Here is a 17,160-nt window from a genome sequence, read left to right on the forward strand (position 1 = left end):
ACGACGTTGTCCCCACGGGTTGAGGACTTGCGACCCTGCCGCGACAACCGTCGCACCGCGCAAGGTCATTGCATGGAGCACCTCACGACGCTCGATGCGAGCTTCCTGCAGGCCGAGGATTCCGATTCCCACGTGAGCCTGGCGGTCGGCGGCGTGTCGATCGTGGCAGGACCGACGCCCGATTACGGCGATCTGGTGTCGGCGTTCGCCGACCGAGCGCAGGCCATCCCGCGCTGCACCCAGGTGCTGCGCACGCACCCGTTCGACCTCGGCGCACCGGAATGGGTGCACGACCCCAACTTCGATGTTGCGCACCACCTCCACCGCATCGCGTTGCCTCATCCGGGAGACGACTCCGCGCTGTTCGGGGCGATCGCCGGCATCATGGAACAACGGCTGGACCGCGATCGCCCGCTGTGGGAGTGCTGGATCATCGAGGGACTCACCGACGATAGGTGGGCGCTGTTGATGAAAATCCACCACTGCATAGCCGACGGCATCGCCACCACGCAGATGCTGGCAAAGCTCAGCGACGGCGGCGCTCAGGAGACTTTCGCGACCAGTATCCGCGCTGCGCGGGAGTCCGGCGAATCTATCCTCGATCTGCTGCGGCCCAGGCTGAACCCGCTGAACTGGATGGGCGGCATTTGGCAGGCGACGCTCGCTGCGACCAGCGCCGCCGAACACGCCGTGGTCGGGGCCGCCGAACTGACGGCTCGTGTGCTCACCACCGCGCAGGAGTCTTCACTGAACGGACCCATCACCAAGATGCGTCGCTACAGCGCCGCGCGCGTCGACCTGGCCGTGATGAAGCAGGTGTGCCGGGATTTCGACGTCACGCTCAACGACGTGGCGTTGGCGGCAATCACCAGCGGTTACCGGATGATCTTGCTCGACCGCGGCGAAACGCCGGGACCCCATGCACTGCGCACGCTGGTCCCCGTCTCGATGCGTTCGGTGGACGACTTCGATGTGACTGACAACCGGGTGTCGGCGATGTTGCCGCTCTTGCCGGTCGATGAACCCGATCCCGTCAAGCAGTTGGAGATCGTCCACCAGCGACTGGCCGAGGCCAAGGGAAGCGGTCAACGGGAAGGCGGCAGCGCCGTTCTCGCCGTGACAGGCAGCATTCCATTTGCATTCTCGGCGTGGGCGATTCGACTGCTGACCCGCCTGCCGCAGAAGTCGGTATCCGCGTTGGCGACGAATGTGCCGGGGCCCCGCACCCGGCAGCGGCTGATGGGTCGGGACGTGTTGGAGATCCTGCCGGTGCCGCCGATCGCCCTTCACCTGCGCACCGGTATCGCGATGCTCAGCTACGCCGACCGCTTCTTCTTCGGCATCACCGCAGATTTTGACAACGCACCCGACGTCGACGCGCTCGCCCGTGGGATCGAGGACGCCGTACAACACCTGGCGACCCTCGGCGGCTCGCGACGACAGACACGAGCGGCAGGTGACCACAGATGACCGAATTCATGCGAAGCAGTGATGCTTTCACCTGGGCTATGGAAAGCGATCCTCGGTTGCGATCCACGGTGGTCACGGTGATCATGCTCGACCGATCGCCGGACTGGAACGAAGTGCGCGATCGCTTCGACGTCATTTCGCGCATGGTGCCGATGGTGCGCCAGCGTGTCGTTCCTTCGCCGCCGCCCGCACCGCCGAGGTGGGAGCACGCCCCAGACTTCGACCTCGACTTCCACATGCGCCGAGTGACGGCACCCTCGCCCGGCACCATCGACACGGTGCTGGAGATGGCGCGGGTCGCGGCCATGGAGGACTTCGACCGGGCCCGCCCCCTGTGGGAGGCCACGCTGATCGACGGACTCGAAAACGACGGCGCAGCAATGCTTCTCAAATTCCACCATGCGCTGACCGACGGAGTCGGAGGCATCCAGATCGGGATGATCCTCTTCGATCTGTCCGAGGTCCCCGATAAGCACGGTTCGGTGGCGGCACTGCCCGAGGAGCCCCCGCCGCCCTGGCTACGCGGCTACCGCGACACCGCGCGATACGGCGCCGGCTTGGTGACGGACGCGGTGACGGGCGCTCTGAGGACGGTTCCGAAGCTGATTGCCAACGGCATTCTGAACCCGGTGGAAACCGCTTCGTCGGCAGCCGAGTTGGCCGCCTCGGTCTACCGCACCATGCGCCCGGTCAGCCGGACCGGTTCGTCGCTGATGAACAAGCGCAGCCTTGTCCGCAGGCTCGGCGTGCTCGAAGTCCCGTTCGGACAGCTGAGGGCCGCCGCGCACCAGGGCGGCGGTGCGTTGAACGACGCGTTCGTCGCCGGCGTCGCCGGAGGGCTGCGCCTCTACCACGAAAAGCACGGCGTCGCGGTCGGCGACCTTCACCTGACGATGCCGATGAGCCTGCGCGAAGAGGGCGACGACATGGGCGGCAACCGCATCACCATAATGCGGTTCGACGTGCCGGTCGGCACCGCCGATCCCGAGGAGCGAATCCGCCAGATCCACGACAGGACCGCCAAGGTGCGTCACGAGAAGTCGCTGCCGTACACGCAGTGGATCGCCGGCGCTCTGAACATGATGCCGCGCTGGTACATCGGCTCGATCCTGCGCAATGTCGACTTCCTGTGCAGCGACGTGCCGGGAATACCGGTGCCCGTGTTCCTTGGCGGCGCCAAGGTGTTGACGCAGTACGGATTCGGCCCGACAATCGGCTCGGCGGTCAACGTCACGCTGCTGACATACGTGGACGTGTGCACGCTCGGCATCGACGTGGACACCGGCGCGATTCCCGACCACGACGTATTCATGGACAGCCTCGTCGCCGGTTTCGACGAGGTGTTGGCGCTTGGCTTGGGCCATGTCTAGGACGAATGGTCGAGGCATCGCGGTCGTCGGCATCGTCGGCGCGGCCGGCCTCGCGACGCTCGTGCTCGTGCCGGGGTTGCGCCTCGGTGCGGACGCGCCGTGGTTGGGTGCTTTGGTCATTCTCGCTCCCACGGCGGCGCTGTTGGCCGCTACGGGATTCCGGCACTATGGGCTTGGACGCGCGGTGGCCGTCGCGGCCGTCGTCTCGGTCCTTGCAGGCGGCATCAGCTGGCTCGTCGCGGTATTCACGTTGGTGAGGGCGCTGAGCGGGGCGGGCGTCGGGCTCGCCTGGGCGATACTGCTGTTCCTCACTCCTGCTGTGTCGGTGCTCGGCCTCGGCGTGCTGGCGTTGCGCGTTGTTGCAGAGCGGTCCGCGCCAGGCGAGCCGTCGGACGCGGTACAGAAATCAGCGCCGTCGGCGGAGTGGGACGAATGGCCGACCAACCTTCGGTAGTCGCGAAATGGGATCGGGGTCTCACGCGACGGGTCGTGGACCTGCACCGCCCGATTGTGAAGAGCTACTTCCGTTCTCAGGTACTGGGCTTGGAGAACATTCCGCATGGTCCGGCGCTGATGGTGGCAAATCACTCGGGTGGGCTCATCACCGTCGACATGTCGGTACTGGCCGTCGACTACTACAAGACCTTCGGATACGAGCGGCCGCTCTACGCGCTGGCCCACGACAACATGTTTCGCGGACCGGTGGCCGGGTTTCTCGAGCGCACGGGTGTCATCCGAGCCACCCCCGAGCACGCCGCCGAGGCCCTAGCGACGGGTGGCCTGGTGCTCGTCTTCCCTGGCGGGGATTACGACGTCTACCGGCCCACCCGGCGGGAGAACGTCATTGATTTCGGCGGGCGTACCGGGTACGTGACGACGGCGATCGAGGCCGGCGTGCCCATCGTTCCCGCGGTGTCGATCGGCGGCCAGGAAAACCAGTTTTACCTGACCAGAGGCACGTGGCTGGCGCGGGCGCTGGGTCTGACTGCCCTCGAGCGCAATCTCTTTCGGACCAACATCCTTCCGATAACCATCGGCTTCCCGTTCGGCGTCAGTGTGGTGTTGCCGATCAACATGCCGCTGCCTACGAAGATCGTCACGCAAGTGTTGCCGGCGATCGACATCGCCGCAGAGTTCGGCGACGACCCCGATGTGCGGAGGGTCGACGCCCACGTGCGCGCGGTGATGCAGCACGCCCTGGTCGGATTGGCGCGCAAGCGTCGGCTGCCCGTCATCGGGTGACTCGAGACCTTGCTGCCGCAGCTGCCACACGCTCGAGGGATCGGCCGCCCTCCGGCGCTGGCAGAATGTCCACGTCCTTCGGGTCCTGAATTTGTGGGACTTTTGGCCGCATTCTCGGGCACAGGCGTTCGGTAGCGTTGCGGCCATGACCACACCGACTCAACCGATCTCCATCCTGCCGGAGACGGAATGCTGGAGCCTCATGTCTAGTGCCTCGCTGGGACGGCTTGTCACGAGCGTCGACGGTCAGCCGGACATTTTTCCCGTCAACTTCGTCGTGCAGCACAAGACGGTGTTGTTTCGCACAGCGGAGGGCACCAAATTGGTCAGCTCGGCCATCAACAACAACGTGCTGTTCGAAGTCGACGACCACAATGCGGTCGAGGGCTGGAGCGTCATCGTCAAGGGGATAGCACGGTCGATGCGTACCGATGCCGAGATCGACGAGGCCGAGCGGGCGCAGCTGCTGCCGTGGACCGCCACGGTCAAGCAGCACTACGTGCGTATCCGCCCGCTGAGCGTCAGCGGCCGGCGCTTCACCTTCGGATCCGAGCCGGACCGCGACTTCACGATCGCGTGAGTCGGCGCGTCGACGCCTACCTAGATGACGCGGTGGAGGTTGTCGCTCGCTTTGGCAGCCGCCGCCTCGGCCTGGACCTGTTGTTGCACCCTGCGTTTGATGCCGAGCAAGATCCCCCGCGTCACAAACGCCGTTGCCGGTCCCGCGAGCTCGGTGACCAGCGCCTGGCCTGGACGGCGCAACGGTGTCCGAATGCGAACGAGAAGCCGGCAGCGATCATCCCAGTGAGGAATGACGTGGAACGACCACACTACGTTCCATTCTCGGTTCCATTCCTTGCGAACCGAAGCGCTCAGCACGATGGATTGCTGATCGACGACTTCCTCCACCTCGAGCACGAATCCGTCACGTAATCCCATCCAGCCCTTGGGAACAAGCCTGATGGTGTCACCCGGCGCGAGGTGTTGCCATTCGGGATGAATGCGGTCCGCGTTGACGTACCGCAACCCGGCAAAGTTCTCCAACTTCTCAAAGGTGTACAGCCCGCCGCGATCTTGGCCCATCTGAATCAGCCATGGCCAGACCGCGCCGGGTGGGCCATCGATTGACACCGCTTCGGTGCTTCGTACGACGGGCCCGGCGATGAGCTCATCGCCGTCGAGGAACATCTGGCACTCTTCCTTTGTGGTGCCCCAGTTGCGGTAGTACCGCCGCGCTGCGTACAGGAACGCCGTTGCCCCGGCGAGCCGGAGTCCGTTCTTGATCATGAACCAACAGTGCGCTGGCCGGGTACACCTGGCTAGGGTCCCTAGTCCCTGATCTGATCGACGTTTCGCCGCCGTGGCCTTCTCGCATGGCGGCGACCACGGCGCCGGCCGTCGAGACACGCAGGTCACTCCGCCGACCGGCCTCCGAACGGCCCGACGGGGCGGGGTCTTCGGGCCCTACCGGGCGGCCGCTGTGGGTGGTCGGATGCATGTTGGGAGTGACGACGTGAAGGAGATGACTGCGATGACTGGCGAACGATCGGATGTCGTGGAGAAGAACTGGACAGTTGACGTGTCGATCGACGAGCACATGGGACTCACCAGAGCCAAGGCGCGGCTGCGTTGGCGCGAAAAAGAAGAGGTGGGTATCGGCACGGCGAGGCTCAATCCCGATGATCGGGATATCGCGGAGATCGGTGACGAACTCGCCGTCGGTCGTGCCTTGTCGGATCTGGGGAGACGGTTGATGGCGGTGTCTGCACACGACATCGAGTCCGTCACCCATCGACCGGCGAAATTGCAGTACTGACAATCATTGAAGACGGAGGGCCGAAATGACTCGTGCCTCAGGGGTGTTGAAGAGCAAAGCCAGGCGCGTCTTTCGCGATCGTCGCGAAGCTGGTCGTGTGCTGGCCGGCATGCTCGGCGCATACCGTGGACGCGAAGGTGTCGTGGTGCTCGGCTTGCCTCGCGGCGGCATTCCCGTCGCGTGGGAAGTGGCGGCCGCTTTGGCTGCGCCCCTTGATGCCTTCGTCGTGCGGAAGCTCGGTGCGCCCGGTCATGAGGAGTTCGCCGTCGGCGCCTTGGCCAGCGGCGGGCGTGTCGTCGTCAATGACGACGTACTGCGGGCGCTACGAGTCACGCCGCAACAGCTGCGGGACGTCGCCGAACGCGAGGGCCGAGAGCTCATCCGGCGTGAGACCGCCTACCGTGGCGGTCGGCCGCCGTTGGATCTGGCGAACAAGACCGTGATTCTCGTCGACGATGGTCTTGCGACCGGCGCCAGTATGTTAGCCGCCGTGCAGGCCCTGCGGGAGATGGAACCTGCCGAAATCGTGATCGCGGTTCCGGCGGCCCCCGAATCGACCTGCCGCGAGTTTTCAGCGATCGTCGACGATGTTGTCTGTGCGTCGATGCCGACACCATTTCTTGCAGTCGGGGAGTCGTTCTGGGATTTCCGGCAGGTGAGCGACCAAGAGGTGCGTGACCTGCTCGCCACTCCGACAACGGGTTTCGCTACTGTCGGTATACGCATCGAGGAGACCGCCGCGGAAGTGATCGACCGCGTTGCGATTGACGCGCCCGGCGGCGTTCCGCCGTTCGAAGTGCTCGACGAAATCATCGGAGACGCCCGGATCGTACTGATCGGTGAAAGCTCGCACGGCACACACGAGTTCTACCGGGCGCGTGCAGAGATCACCAAGTGGTTGATCGAAGAGAAGGGCTTCAGTGCCGTTGCGGCGGAGGCGGACTGGCCGGACGCGTACAGAGTCAACCGTTACGTACGTGGATCGGGCGAAGACCGAACCGCCGACGACGCGTTGCGCGGGTTTGAACGATTCCCTGCGTGGATGTGGCGAAATGTCGTGGTGCGTGACTTCGTCGATTGGCTGCACGACCACAACCAGAGAGCTCGGACTCTCCGTGGACCGGAGGCGGGTTTCTACGGCCTCGACCTCTACAGCCTGCATCGGTCTATGCAGGAAGTGATCGCCTATCTCGACACTGTTGACCCGCAGGCAGCGGCGCGAGCGAGGGCCAGGTACGCCTGCTTCGACCACACATCGGCGGATGACGGTCAGGCGTATGGATTCGCGGCGGCGTTCGGCGCCGGTCTGTCGTGTGAGCGCGAAGCGGTCGAGCAACTGGTCGAGATGCAGCGGACCGCGTTGGAATATGCACAACGTGACGGACTGGTAGCCGAGGATGAGGCGTTCTACGCCCAGCAGAACGCGCGTACCGTGAGGGACGCAGAGGTCTACTACCGAGCGATGTTCAGCGGCAGAGTCACGTCCTGGAATCTTCGGGATCGGCATATGGCCCATACCCTGAACGCTCTGGTGGCTCATCTGGACCGCCATCACGACCACCAGCCCACTCGAATCGTCGTGTGGGCGCATAATTCGCATGTCGGCGATGCCAGAGCCACCGAAGCGGGCAGCGACGGGCAGCTCACGCTCGGACAGCTTGTGCGTGAGCGATATGGGCAGGACTCCCGCTTGATCGGGTTCACAACATATTCGGGCACCGTCACTGCCGCCAGCGAATGGGGTGGCATCGCCGAACGCAAGTTCGTCAGACCTGCCCTGAACGGTAGTGTCGAGGAACTGTTCCATGAGACGGAGCGTTTTGAATTCTTGGTTTCGCCGTCCATCAGCCGCGCCGCGGCCGATCCTCTGGATGTCGTGCGACTGGGGCGTGCTATCGGCGTCATCTATCAGCCCGCGACGGAACGACAGAGTCACTATTACCATGTTCGCCCCGGCGAGCAGTTCGATGCGATCATCCACATCGACAGCACGCGAGCACTCGAGCCGCTTGAGGTCACAAGTCTGTGGACCGCGGGCGAAACGCCTGAGACATATCCTACGGGGTTGTAGTGCCGAACGGGCTTGTGCTCGGCACCCTGCGGTTAACCAGGTCGTTCAAGCACATCGGCCAGCGGCCTGCGCGGTGTAGCGGCCAATGCCGCATCCGCATGCCGGGGATATCCGATCCTGATCAGCAACTGAGGCATCCCGCGTTGACCAGTCAATTCACGGACAATCTCCCGGCTCTGAGCCAGTTCGGTCATATGGGTGAGAGTGCACGTGGCCAGCCCGCTCGCCGTGCATCGGAGCAGTACCGCCGATAGCGCCTCTCCGCAACGCAATACGTCCAGCCGGGCGTCTTCGTGGTGAGTGGACAGGACCACGATTTTGGACCGGTCAACTTCGACGTCTTCAGCGCGGGGAGCGGCGTACGGGCTGGGAAAACGTCGACCGACATCGATATGTCCAGCTGCTTCGACTGACAACAACGCCGATTGCGGCACACCATCCCCGGATGCGAAAGGTGAGGTCCACCAGTTCAGTTCCGCTTTATAAGAAGGGTCATTCGTCCGGATCGTCGCGGTGAGTCGGGAGACGGTCGCCAAGGTGGACCGCGCGTTGTCGAGCACGGTGTCAAACATCACGTGGTGTGGGATCACGGTCTGACGAAGCAGCACTTCGAATCTCGCCCAATCAGCAGGAGCCTCATAGGGTCGCCGGTCGGTGTAGCGCCGGCCAATCGCCAGCGCGTGCGCTCGACTGTCTGCGGCCATTCCCGGCGGCGCCGAATCGAAGGTGATCGCCGCCACGTGAAGAGGATCGTCAGGATCGGGAAAACGTTGCACGGCCGCTTCCCATCCGAAGGCGGCCATCGCGACCGTCAGATGATCGAGTGCGGCGCCACAACTGAGGTAGATCTCGCGGCCTTCGGGGTCAGCGGCGTTCATCACTCGCGTGAAATCGGCAAAAAGATGGAGTGTCGAAGTTTCAGCCACCCAGCGCCATGGCTGGCTATTGTGCAGCGACGGCGCACGGCAGGCTAACCGTACGGCGTCTTGGATCACCACGAAACTCGGTATCGCTTGTGTCATCGACACTACCCCTACAGTCTAGATGTCCGACATTGACAAATTTCGTTCAAACTGCTTCGCGTTGAGGGACTTTGGTCTGTGGTCACCACACTCACAACCGGTACAGTGCGGCGCCGGCTGTCACTCCAGCGCCGGCTGCGACGATGAGAATCAAGCCGGGCGCCCCAACGGCGGCGGCCGCCCGGTGGAATGCAGAGGCCAAGGAGGCGGTGTGCATCCTTTCGTCCTCAGCCATCGTGATTCGTTCCGGTGACACACCGAGGTGGACCGCGAGTGCGGCGCGGTACTGGGGTCGGGGCGGAGTTGCCACGATTGCGTCGACGTCGTCGATCGTCAGCGATGCATCGCGAAGGCACCGGTCAACGGCTTGTGATGCAGCGTCAGCGAATTTCTGGTCAACTGAGGATGATTCGTGAAACCGCAGTACATTTCGGTGATCCACTAGCCCGACTGTGGCGGAGAGGGATTCTCCTTGGTCAAGGAGATTCTGCCAGTACGTTCGTCCGAGACCGCGGTCGTCGTCCGACCACGTGCACAAGAGTGATGCGCCGGCCGCCGCGAATGGGAATCTTTCGCTCATTCCGTGTCCTGGGTCGGCATCGCTGGTCACCACCATGGCACACCTGATCACGCGTGACTTCAGGAAGCCGTCGGCGATTTGTAGCGCCGTGAGGAGACCGCAAGATCCGTTCGCGACGTCGAACGAGAATGTGCCATGGCCGTTTTCGTGTGGTTCTTCGGGGTTCGCGCCGACATCCTGCTGTATCAGTGCGGCCAGCGCCGGTTCGGCCAGATTGCGGTCGCGATAGATCCCGGCATTGATCAACAGATCGATCTCCCGTGCGGCGCGTCCGGCATGACGCAGGCAATCCTCGGCCGACTCGACCGCGAGATGAAGGGCGCTGTGTCGTGTGCGCCAGCGTCCATCGGCGGAGCCGACGGCGTCAATCACAGTGCCCATAGCGATCCACCATTTTCTCGTCCAGCGTCAAGAGGACGACTCCGATCTCCAGGCCGGACGCCAGCGCGATCAATGCGACCGTTTCACCGGGCCGGATGTTTCCCGCCTCGAGTTCCTCGACAAGGGCGACCGTGTGGGTGGTCGATGCGGTGTTGCCGTAGCGGTCGACAGTGATCACCGCATCGTGTCGAGGACTGTCGCCGAAGGCAGCGGAAACCCGCGCCATCCCTTTGCGAATAGCGCGTGCAGAGGTCTGGTGGGTGATCACGTGATCGATGTCGTGTATCGAGATGCCCACCGCATCAAGAACTTCGTGCAGTAGCACCGGAGTGTTCGACATCGCGGCCTGGTGGATTCCGCGTGCATCGGTGAACATTCGCGCAGCAGGTTCACCGCCCTTGGGATACGCCAGACAGAGTCGGCTGTATTGGGCGACGGTGGTGAAGCCCGCAAGCTCGATCCCCGCGGATCCAGGTGCGGCCCTTTCGAGTAGAAGCGCGGCACCTGCGTCGCCGAGGGTCAAGGAGGCGAGCTCCTTGCTCATGATGGTGCGGATGTGTCTGGCGGCATTCTGGCTCAACTGCGAAATGTATTCGCCGCTGACCACCAGCACCCGTTCGACCGAGCCCTGCCGAATCCAGTTGTTGGCGACCGTGACGCCGCTCAGCATTCCTGCGCATGCGTTGGATAGATCGAACGTCATGGCATTGGGCGCCCCGATGGCGTGTGCGACTCCAGCACTCATTGTCGGCTCGAGCCACTGCGTGAGGCCATCCCGGAACTTCGTGATGCTGCAGCTGATCACCACGTCGACTGATGCCGGGTCGACCTGCGCCTTGTCCAGGCAGTCCATTGCCGCCGCCGTGGCGAGGCTGTAGGAGTCCTCATCTCCTACCGAGACGCGGCGTTCCCTGATGCCGGTCAGTCGTTCCAGGTCGATGTGCGTGCGATGCCGTGTCGTCGACATCAGCTCATCGGTGCCCAGGTGCGTCGTCGGCAGGTGCCGCCCGGCGCCCGCCAACCGTGCTCGGAACGGCGCGTCAGGAGTCCCCGCTGAGGGCTCTTTGACCAGCCAGTCCGTGTGTGTCATCAATCGATCATGTGACGCCAGACGATGAGAGGGTAGGGCGCTTTGGGCATCGTGGCCGAGGACCTTCGACCCTAAGCCATAAGCTGGTGGTCCGATTTCATGAGCCGAGCTCTGGATGCCTGCTAGCGAGGAGACGCGTGACGGACTGGGTGATCGCGGTAGTCGGGGCCCTACTCGTCGCAGTGGTGGTTCGCGACGTGTTCCACACACTGTTCCATCCGATCGGCCACGGCAGCATTGCCCCGCAAGTGATGAAGTTCGTGTGGTGGCTACTTCGGTTGTTCCTGTCCGATCGTCGGATCGCATCATTGACCGGGCCTCTGGGGATCGCATTGGTCGTCCTGACCTGGGGAGCGATTGCGATCCTCGGATGGGCGATGCTGTACTTCGCTCAAATGCCAACCGGCTTCGCCTATAGTTCCGAGCTGAATCCCGCCGCCCGCAACGAAGTGTTCGATTCGCTCTATCTATCGCTGGTGACGATCGGCACCCTCGGATTCGGCGACATTGTGCCCACGTCTCCGGCTCTTCGTCTGATAGTCCCACTCGAAGCGCTGTTCGGATTCATGTTGCTCACTGCAGCCGTTTCCTGGGTTCTCCAGATTTATCCGGCTCTTCACCGCAGACGCGTTCTGGCGCTGCAACTCTCGACCCTGCGGGACGCACGCCGCGCCAACCCGGAGGTGGGCATCGACGACATTCCTACCGACGTTCTCGCTGGAATCGCCGGCGCGGTCGTCGAGGCGCGAAACGACTTCACGCAGTACGGTGCGACGTACTACTTCCGCGACCTGGAAGCGGACGCTTCGCTGGCGGTTTCACTCGAATACGCCACCCAGCTCGCTAACGAAGCCGCCACCAGCGAACAGCCACAGACACGGCTAACCGGCGCCATGATCTCAGCCTCCGTCGACAGCCTCGCCGGGCTACTCGACGAGGAATTCCTGAGGCTCGGTGGGGATACCGACGCTGTCATCAAGGCCTACGCCGAGGACCACCGACATAACAGCTGACCAGCAGCCACCTGGCGACTGATCAGGCATCGCGGGTTGTCTCGGCCTCCGAGTTGGTGTGGCCAGTAGAGCGCTTTTGGCATCGATGCTCAGGACCTTCGGCCCTTAGCGTGCGCCGACGCTGTTTTTAGCGTTGGGCGCATGGGCAAACGACGACCATGGCTAGCCGGACCGATGGCCGCCGTCGGCGTCATCGCACTGTACCGACGCGAACTGCGACCCTGGATGTATGCCTGGGGTGCCGACGACGGTGAAATCACGGCAACACTGCCGGGAGACGAATTGGTTGCGGCCGGAACGGCGCGGACGACCCGCGCACTGACCATCGATGCCCCGGTTCGCTTTGTATGGCCATGGCTTGTGCAGATTGGCGAGAGCCGCGGCGGCTTTTACAGCTACTCGCTGCTCGAACGGATGGTCGGCGCACAGATTCACAACGCGAATACCGTCCACCCCGAGTGGCAGGACCTGCACGTCGGCGACACCGTTTGGCTCGCCCGTCGATACGGCGAACGCGCCCGCCAAGTCGTGGCCGCCGTCGAGTCGGAGTCACACCTGGTACTGGTGTCACCCGTCGACTTCGAGCGCGTGCAGCGCGGCGAAAAGGCCTCGGGCGCCTGGGCGTTCTGCCTTCGGCGCCAAAATGCATGGACCCGTCTGCTGGTTCGGGGCACTGGGGGAGCCATTGGACACGCGGCCTTCGATGTCGTGCATTTCGTCATGGAGCAGAAGATGATGCGCGGACTACGTGACCGTGCGGAGCGCCAACGTCGAGACGACGTCGTGGACCATATGACGCATCACCGATGCGACCGAGGCAGAATCGCGGCCGGCAGCCGACCCTCGGCCTGACATGGAAACCGTCCGCCTCGTCGGTTAAGTCCCGGAATCTTCACTATTCGGGGGGCTCGGTGAGACGATAAGGCGGTGACCGACAGGTCGAACGGTGGTCCACCACACGTGCGCGCGACCCTTTCGGGGCTGCGTCTGCGGGAATTGCTCATGGAAGTGCAGGACCGAGTCGAGCAGATCGTCGAGGGTCGCGACCGTCTCGACGGTCTGGTCGAGGCCATGCTGGTGGTCACCTCGGGCCTGGAACTCGATGAGACGCTCAAGACGATCGTCCACACGGCCATCGAACTGGTCGACGCGGGCTACGGGGCGCTCGGCGTGCGTGGCCACGATCACGAACTGGTCGAGTTCATCTACGAGGGCATCGACGAGGAGATGCGTGAGAAAATCGGGCATCTCCCGGAGGGACGCGGTGTGCTCGGGGTCTTGATCGACGATCCCAAACCGATTCGCTTGGATAACATCTCCCACCACGTAGCATCAGTCGGCTTTCCGCCGAACCACCCTCCGATGAAGACGTTTCTCGGAGTGCCGGTGCGCATCCGCGACGAGGTCTTCGGCAATCTGTATCTGACGGAGAAAGCGGGCGGACAGCGATTCAGCGAGGACGACGAGGTGCTGGTCCAGGCCCTGGCGGCGGCTGCCGGTATCGCGATCGACAACGCCCGGTTGTACGAGCAGTCCAGGACCCGGCAGTCGTGGATCGAGGCGACCCGCGATATCGGAACCGAACTGTTGGCCGGGACTGATCCCGCCACGGTGTTCCGGCTCGTCGCCGACCAGTCGCGGCATCTCAGCGGCGCCGAGCTGACGCTGGTGGCCGTGCCGCCCGACGCGGACCTACCGGTGGGCGAAACGACCGATCTCGTCGTCGCGGCCACCGCCGGTGACGGTCCAGTCACTTCGCTTCGAAGCATCCCGGTCGAGGGAACGCTGATCGGAGAGGCGTTCGTCGAGCGCACACCCGGGCGGTTCCCCCAAATCGAACTGGACTCGACGGCAACTGGTCCTGCGCTGGTGCTGCCGCTGCGGGCCAGCGACGAAGTCGCCGGTGTGCTGGTCGCATTGCGGCCCGTTGGCGCGTCGCAGTTCAGTTCCGAGCAGTTGGACATGATGACCGCCTTCGCCGACCAGGCCGGGCTGGCGTGGCAGCTGGCCAGCACGCAGCGGCGGATGCGCGAGCTCAGCATCCTCACCGACCGCGATCGCATAGCCCGTGACCTGCATGATCACGTCATCCAGCGGCTGTTTGCCGTTGGTCTTGCCCTGCAGGGAACGATACCGAGGGCACGAGTACCCGAAGTGCAACAACGGCTGACCGATTGTGTCGACGATCTTCAACAAGTGATTCAGGAGATCCGGACCGCGATTTTCGACCTGCACGGTTCGTCCTCGGGTGTGACCCGGCTACGCCAGCGCCTCGACGAGGCCGTGGCTCAATTCGCCAACGCGAATCTGCGCACCAGCGTGCAATACGTGGGACCGCTCTCGGTCGTCGATGCGACGCTCGCCGACCACGCCGAAGCTGTTGTCCGAGAAGCGGTGAGCAACGCCGTGCGTCACGCGCAAGCGGCCTCGCTTGCGATCAGCGTCGTGGTCGAGGACGAGCTGACCATCGAGGTCGTCGACAACGGCTGCGGTATCGAAGGTGACATCACCGGCAGCGGATTGACCAATCTGCGCAAGCGCGCCGACGAGGCCGGCGGGTCGTTCGCCATCGAGGCGGTGCCAGCGGGGGGCACCAAATTGAGATGGTCCGCGCCCTTACCGTGAAAGTGGTTGATCAGGACCTGCGGCGCTTGAATTCGTCCACAGCGGTGGGCAACGTCATGAACACGCGATCTTCGCCGATCTCGTCCAGAATCCCGGCAGCGTGCAACGACTCGCGCAAGTCCTGCTTGACCCGGGCCATCGCGAAAACGATTCCACGGCGCGCTAATTCGGCGCGCAGTTGCTCCAGGGCATCGAGCGCCGTCAAGTCGACCTCCACGTTGGATTCCGCGTTGAGCAAAAACCATTCGACGGGTTCCGGATTGTCGTCCACCGCGGCCAGTGCGCGCGTCCGGAAATCCTCCGCGTTGGCGAAGCACAGCGGTGCGTCGTAGCGGTACACCACCAGGCCGGGCACTCGGGTAGCCCCTGGGTAATCATCGATATCGTGCATGCCGGCGATGCCCGGGACGAAGCCGAGGACGCTGTCGTGTGCGTGTGCCAGTCGCCGTAGCAATTCCAGAATCGACAGAACAACGGCGACGACAACGCCGTAGAGCACGCCGAAGGCCAACACAGCGGCTGTCGTGGCCAATGCGAGGACCAGTTCGCTGCGGCGAAACCGCGCCAGGCGACGAAACTCCGCGATGTCGATCAAGTGCAGTGCGGCAAATACCACCAGCGCCCCAAGCGCCGCAGTCGGGAACATCGCCAGCACCCCGCCTGCGAAGAGGAGCACGACGATGACACATCCGAGCGCGATCAGTGAGTAGAGCTGCGTGCGGCTGCCGACGATGTCGCCGACGGCCGTGCGGCTCCCGCTCGAGCTGACCGGAAAACCGTGTGTCACCCCGGCGGCGAGGTTGCACATCCCGACGGCGCGCAGTTCCGCGTTCGCGTCGATCTCTTCGCTTCTACGGGTGGCGAACGCGCGCGCGGACAACACGTTGTCGGAGAACGCGACGATCGCGATGCCGATTGCCGGAACGGCCAGCGTTGCCAGATCGCTCAACGAGACCGGCGGTACTCCCGGCGTCGGTAGGCCGGAAGGAACATCGCCCACGACGGCGATTCCGCGCGTATCCAAGGACAGGGCGCCGACGGATGCCGTGGCCACCAGGACAGCGATCACTGGCCCTGGCGCGCGGGGCAGCCAGTGCGCGAGAGATAGCAGAAGCAGCAGCACCAAAGCGGCCAGCGCCACCGTCGGCCAGTGCACCTGTCCGATTCCGGCAGCGAAAGTCCTTATCTGGTCGATGAACTCGTCTCCCTGGACCGCAACGCCGGTGGTCTTGCCCAGTTGGCTGGCGATCATGACGATGGCAATGCCCGTCATGTATCCGACGAGTACCGGCCGCGACAGCAGGTTGGCGAGGAAGCCCAGCCGTGCGATGCCGCCCACGAGGCAGATCGCCCCGACGAGCAACGCGAGGACCGCGGCGAGAGCTGCGTAGCGTGCTGGATCGCCGATGACGATCGGGGCGAGAACGACGGCAGTCATCAAAGCGGTTGTGGATTCAGGTCCGACGGAGAGTTGCCGCGACGAGCCGAGTAGTGCGTAGAGGGCAAGTGGCGCGATCGCCGCCCACAGCCCGGCCACCGGCGGAAGGCCGGCGACAGTCGCATAGGCCATCACCTGCGGTACCAAATAGGCCGCAACAGTCAGGCCCGCCAGGAGGTCCCCGCGCAACCAGCCCCGCCGATATCCCCGAAACTGCGCGACGCCCGGTACCCATTTGGCCAATGTCATCGTGGCAAGAATTCTGCATGGCCCGACCTCTGTTACGGCCGAAACGCGTCATACCGAGGCGGTCCGCATGCGTGGCCGATCTATGGTGGGGCCATGACCCGGAGTGCCGCTCACGCTGCAGAGTCCTCGCCGTGGTCGCCGCGGGAGGCCGAACTCCTTGCCGTGACGTTGCAGCTCCTGCAGGAAGAGGGTTATGACGGGTTGACCGTGGACGCGGTCGCCGCCACTGCGCGCGCCAGCAAGGCGACCGTCTACCGGCGGTGGCCGACCAAGGCGGAGTTGGTGCTGGCTGCGTTCATCGAGGGCGTGCGGCAGGTCGCCGTCGCACCCGAGACCGGCAGCTTGCGCGGCGACCTGGTGCAGTTGGGCGAGGTGATCTGCGATCAGGCACGGACGCACGCCGGCACGATGCGTGCGGTGTTGGTCGAGGTATCGCGTAATCCCGCGCTCAACGATGTCATGCAGCACCAGTTCCTCGACCAACGGAAGGCTTTGTTCAAGCAGATACTGGGGCAGGCCGCTGATCGCGGTGAAATCGATCCGGCCGCCATCACCGAGGACCTCTGGGACGTGATGCCCGGCTACCTCATCTTCCGATCCATTTTTTCGTTGCGGCCGCCGAGTCGCCGCACGGTGCAATCCCTCGTCGATGACGTGATGCTTCCAAGTCTGACGCGCCTGAACAGGTAAGTGCCTGCGTTGTCGACGCAGCCGTACGGCTTGTGATGTCCGGTACCGTACCGTACTGTCAACGAGGTTGATATGTCGCCGGACTGCGATAGGGTTCAGTCAC

Annotated in this window: 16 protein-coding genes; 11 read left to right on the forward strand and 5 right to left on the reverse strand. The window is 64.0% G+C overall.

Going from position 1 to position 17,160, the window contains the following annotated elements; translation table 11 throughout:
• Positions 1-72: 72 nt before the first annotated feature.
• The 5 genes from BST47_RS17935 (at position 73) to BST47_RS17955 (ending at position 4,662) form a co-directional block, all read left to right on the forward strand.
• Positions 73-1,470 carry a WS/DGAT/MGAT family O-acyltransferase gene (locus BST47_RS17935; protein WP_083126919.1) on the forward strand — a complete coding sequence of 466 codons (1,398 nt, stop codon included), beginning with the start codon at positions 73-75 and terminating at the stop codon, positions 1,468-1,470.
• Complete coding sequence (locus BST47_RS17940; RefSeq protein ID WP_083126921.1) at positions 1,467-2,840, forward strand: wax ester/triacylglycerol synthase domain-containing protein; 1,374 nt, start codon at positions 1,467-1,469, stop codon at positions 2,838-2,840. The genes BST47_RS17935 and BST47_RS17940 overlap by 4 nt, the downstream gene beginning before the upstream one ends.
• A complete protein-coding gene (locus BST47_RS17945) occupies positions 2,833-3,294 on the forward strand; it encodes a hypothetical protein (RefSeq protein WP_083126923.1) in 462 nt (153 codons plus the stop codon). Before BST47_RS17940 ends, BST47_RS17945 begins: the two co-directional genes overlap by 8 nt.
• Entirely contained in the window at positions 3,273-4,082 is an 810-nt protein-coding gene (locus BST47_RS17950) for a lysophospholipid acyltransferase family protein (protein WP_083126925.1), read from the forward strand. The genes BST47_RS17945 and BST47_RS17950 overlap by 22 nt, the downstream gene beginning before the upstream one ends.
• Positions 4,083-4,227: 145 nt before the next feature.
• Positions 4,228-4,662, forward strand: coding sequence for a pyridoxamine 5'-phosphate oxidase family protein (locus BST47_RS17955; RefSeq protein WP_083126927.1), 435 nt, complete (start codon positions 4,228-4,230; stop codon positions 4,660-4,662).
• 20 nt (positions 4,663-4,682) lie between these two features.
• Here the strand turns inward: BST47_RS17955 and BST47_RS17960 are convergent, their stop codons facing one another.
• Entirely contained in the window at positions 4,683-5,369 is a 687-nt protein-coding gene (locus tag BST47_RS17960; protein WP_083126929.1) for a hypothetical protein, read from the reverse strand.
• A 244-nt stretch (positions 5,370-5,613) separates the two neighbouring features.
• On the opposite strand from BST47_RS17960, the gene BST47_RS17965 reads away from it, so the two are divergent.
• On the forward strand, positions 5,614-5,898 hold the full coding sequence (locus BST47_RS17965; RefSeq protein ID WP_083127091.1) for a DUF1876 domain-containing protein: 285 nt from the start codon (positions 5,614-5,616) through the stop codon (positions 5,896-5,898).
• A 25-nt stretch (positions 5,899-5,923) separates the two neighbouring features.
• On the forward strand, positions 5,924-7,969 hold the full coding sequence (locus BST47_RS17970; RefSeq protein ID WP_083126931.1) for an erythromycin esterase family protein: 2,046 nt from the start codon (positions 5,924-5,926) through the stop codon (positions 7,967-7,969).
• A 32-nt stretch (positions 7,970-8,001) separates the two neighbouring features.
• Here the strand turns inward: BST47_RS17970 and BST47_RS17975 are convergent, their stop codons facing one another.
• From BST47_RS17975 to BST47_RS17985, 3 genes are all read right to left on the reverse strand, one after another.
• Positions 8,002-8,991 carry an Acg family FMN-binding oxidoreductase gene (locus tag BST47_RS17975; RefSeq protein WP_083126933.1) on the reverse strand — a complete coding sequence of 330 codons (990 nt, stop codon included), beginning with the start codon at positions 8,989-8,991 and terminating at the stop codon, positions 8,002-8,004.
• Between the two features lie 91 nt (positions 8,992-9,082).
• On the reverse strand, positions 9,083-9,952 hold the full coding sequence (locus BST47_RS17980) for a 3-oxoacyl-[acyl-carrier-protein] synthase III C-terminal domain-containing protein (protein ID WP_083126935.1): 870 nt from the start codon (positions 9,950-9,952) through the stop codon (positions 9,083-9,085).
• The gene (locus tag BST47_RS17985) at positions 9,936-11,042 is read right to left on the reverse strand and encodes a 3-oxoacyl-ACP synthase III family protein (protein ID WP_083126937.1); all 1,107 of its coding nucleotides are present in this window, start codon (positions 11,040-11,042) and stop codon (positions 9,936-9,938) included. The genes BST47_RS17980 and BST47_RS17985 overlap by 17 nt, the downstream gene beginning before the upstream one ends.
• A gap of 137 nt (positions 11,043-11,179) precedes the next feature.
• Here BST47_RS17985 and BST47_RS17990 point away from each other — a divergent pair, with 137 nt between their 5' ends.
• The 3 genes from BST47_RS17990 to BST47_RS18000 all read left to right on the forward strand — a co-directional run bounded on the left by BST47_RS17990 (position 11,180) and on the right by BST47_RS18000 (position 14,680).
• Positions 11,180-12,055: a potassium channel family protein gene (locus BST47_RS17990; protein ID WP_234809759.1), complete on the forward strand. Its 876-nt coding sequence runs from the start codon at positions 11,180-11,182 to the stop codon at positions 12,053-12,055.
• Positions 12,056-12,196: 141 nt separating this feature from the next.
• A complete protein-coding gene (locus BST47_RS17995; protein WP_083126939.1) occupies positions 12,197-12,907 on the forward strand; it encodes a hypothetical protein in 711 nt (236 codons plus the stop codon).
• Positions 12,908-13,057: 150 nt separating this feature from the next.
• Positions 13,058-14,680: a GAF domain-containing sensor histidine kinase gene (locus tag BST47_RS18000; protein WP_083127093.1), complete on the forward strand. Its 1,623-nt coding sequence runs from the start codon at positions 13,058-13,060 to the stop codon at positions 14,678-14,680.
• Between the two features lie 10 nt (positions 14,681-14,690).
• On the opposite strand, the gene BST47_RS18005 is transcribed toward BST47_RS18000, so the two are convergent.
• Positions 14,691-16,379 (reverse strand): SulP family inorganic anion transporter, encoded by a 1,689-nt coding sequence (locus BST47_RS18005; protein WP_083126940.1) that lies wholly within the window; start codon positions 16,377-16,379, stop codon positions 14,691-14,693.
• An 81-nt stretch (positions 16,380-16,460) separates the two neighbouring features.
• On the opposite strand from BST47_RS18005, the gene BST47_RS18010 reads away from it, so the two are divergent.
• Positions 16,461-17,057, forward strand: coding sequence for a TetR/AcrR family transcriptional regulator (locus BST47_RS18010; protein WP_083126942.1), 597 nt, complete (start codon positions 16,461-16,463; stop codon positions 17,055-17,057).
• Positions 17,058-17,160 lie beyond the last annotated feature (103 nt).

Source organism: Mycolicibacterium tusciae (assembly GCF_002086795.1).
Taxonomy (GTDB): domain Bacteria; phylum Actinomycetota; class Actinomycetes; order Mycobacteriales; family Mycobacteriaceae; genus Mycobacterium; species Mycobacterium tusciae.

Excerpts from the sequence above, each read along its gene's own strand:
- BST47_RS17935 (WP_083126919.1), top strand. The coding sequence starts at position 73 with ATGGAGCACCTCACGACGCTCGATGCGAGCTTCCTGCAGGCCGAGGAT.
- BST47_RS17940 (WP_083126921.1), top strand. The coding sequence starts at position 1,467 with ATGACCGAATTCATGCGAAGCAGTGATGCTTTCACCTGGGCTATGGAA.
- BST47_RS17945 (WP_083126923.1), top strand. The coding sequence starts at position 2,833 with ATGTCTAGGACGAATGGTCGAGGCATCGCGGTCGTCGGCATCGTCGGC.
- BST47_RS17950 (WP_083126925.1), top strand. The coding sequence starts at position 3,273 with ATGGCCGACCAACCTTCGGTAGTCGCGAAATGGGATCGGGGTCTCACG.
- BST47_RS17955 (WP_083126927.1), top strand. The coding sequence starts at position 4,228 with ATGACCACACCGACTCAACCGATCTCCATCCTGCCGGAGACGGAATGC.
- BST47_RS17960 (WP_083126929.1), bottom strand. The coding sequence starts at position 5,369 with ATGATCAAGAACGGACTCCGGCTCGCCGGGGCAACGGCGTTCCTGTAC.
- BST47_RS17965 (WP_083127091.1), top strand. The coding sequence starts at position 5,614 with ATGACTGGCGAACGATCGGATGTCGTGGAGAAGAACTGGACAGTTGAC.
- BST47_RS17970 (WP_083126931.1), top strand. The coding sequence starts at position 5,924 with ATGACTCGTGCCTCAGGGGTGTTGAAGAGCAAAGCCAGGCGCGTCTTT.
- BST47_RS17975 (WP_083126933.1), bottom strand. The coding sequence starts at position 8,991 with ATGACACAAGCGATACCGAGTTTCGTGGTGATCCAAGACGCCGTACGG.
- BST47_RS17980 (WP_083126935.1), bottom strand. The coding sequence starts at position 9,952 with ATGGGCACTGTGATTGACGCCGTCGGCTCCGCCGATGGACGCTGGCGC.
- BST47_RS17985 (WP_083126937.1), bottom strand. The coding sequence starts at position 11,042 with ATGACACACACGGACTGGCTGGTCAAAGAGCCCTCAGCGGGGACTCCT.
- BST47_RS17995 (WP_083126939.1), top strand. The coding sequence starts at position 12,197 with ATGGGCAAACGACGACCATGGCTAGCCGGACCGATGGCCGCCGTCGGC.
- BST47_RS18000 (WP_083127093.1), top strand. The coding sequence starts at position 13,058 with ATGGAAGTGCAGGACCGAGTCGAGCAGATCGTCGAGGGTCGCGACCGT.
- BST47_RS18010 (WP_083126942.1), top strand. The coding sequence starts at position 16,461 with ATGACCCGGAGTGCCGCTCACGCTGCAGAGTCCTCGCCGTGGTCGCCG.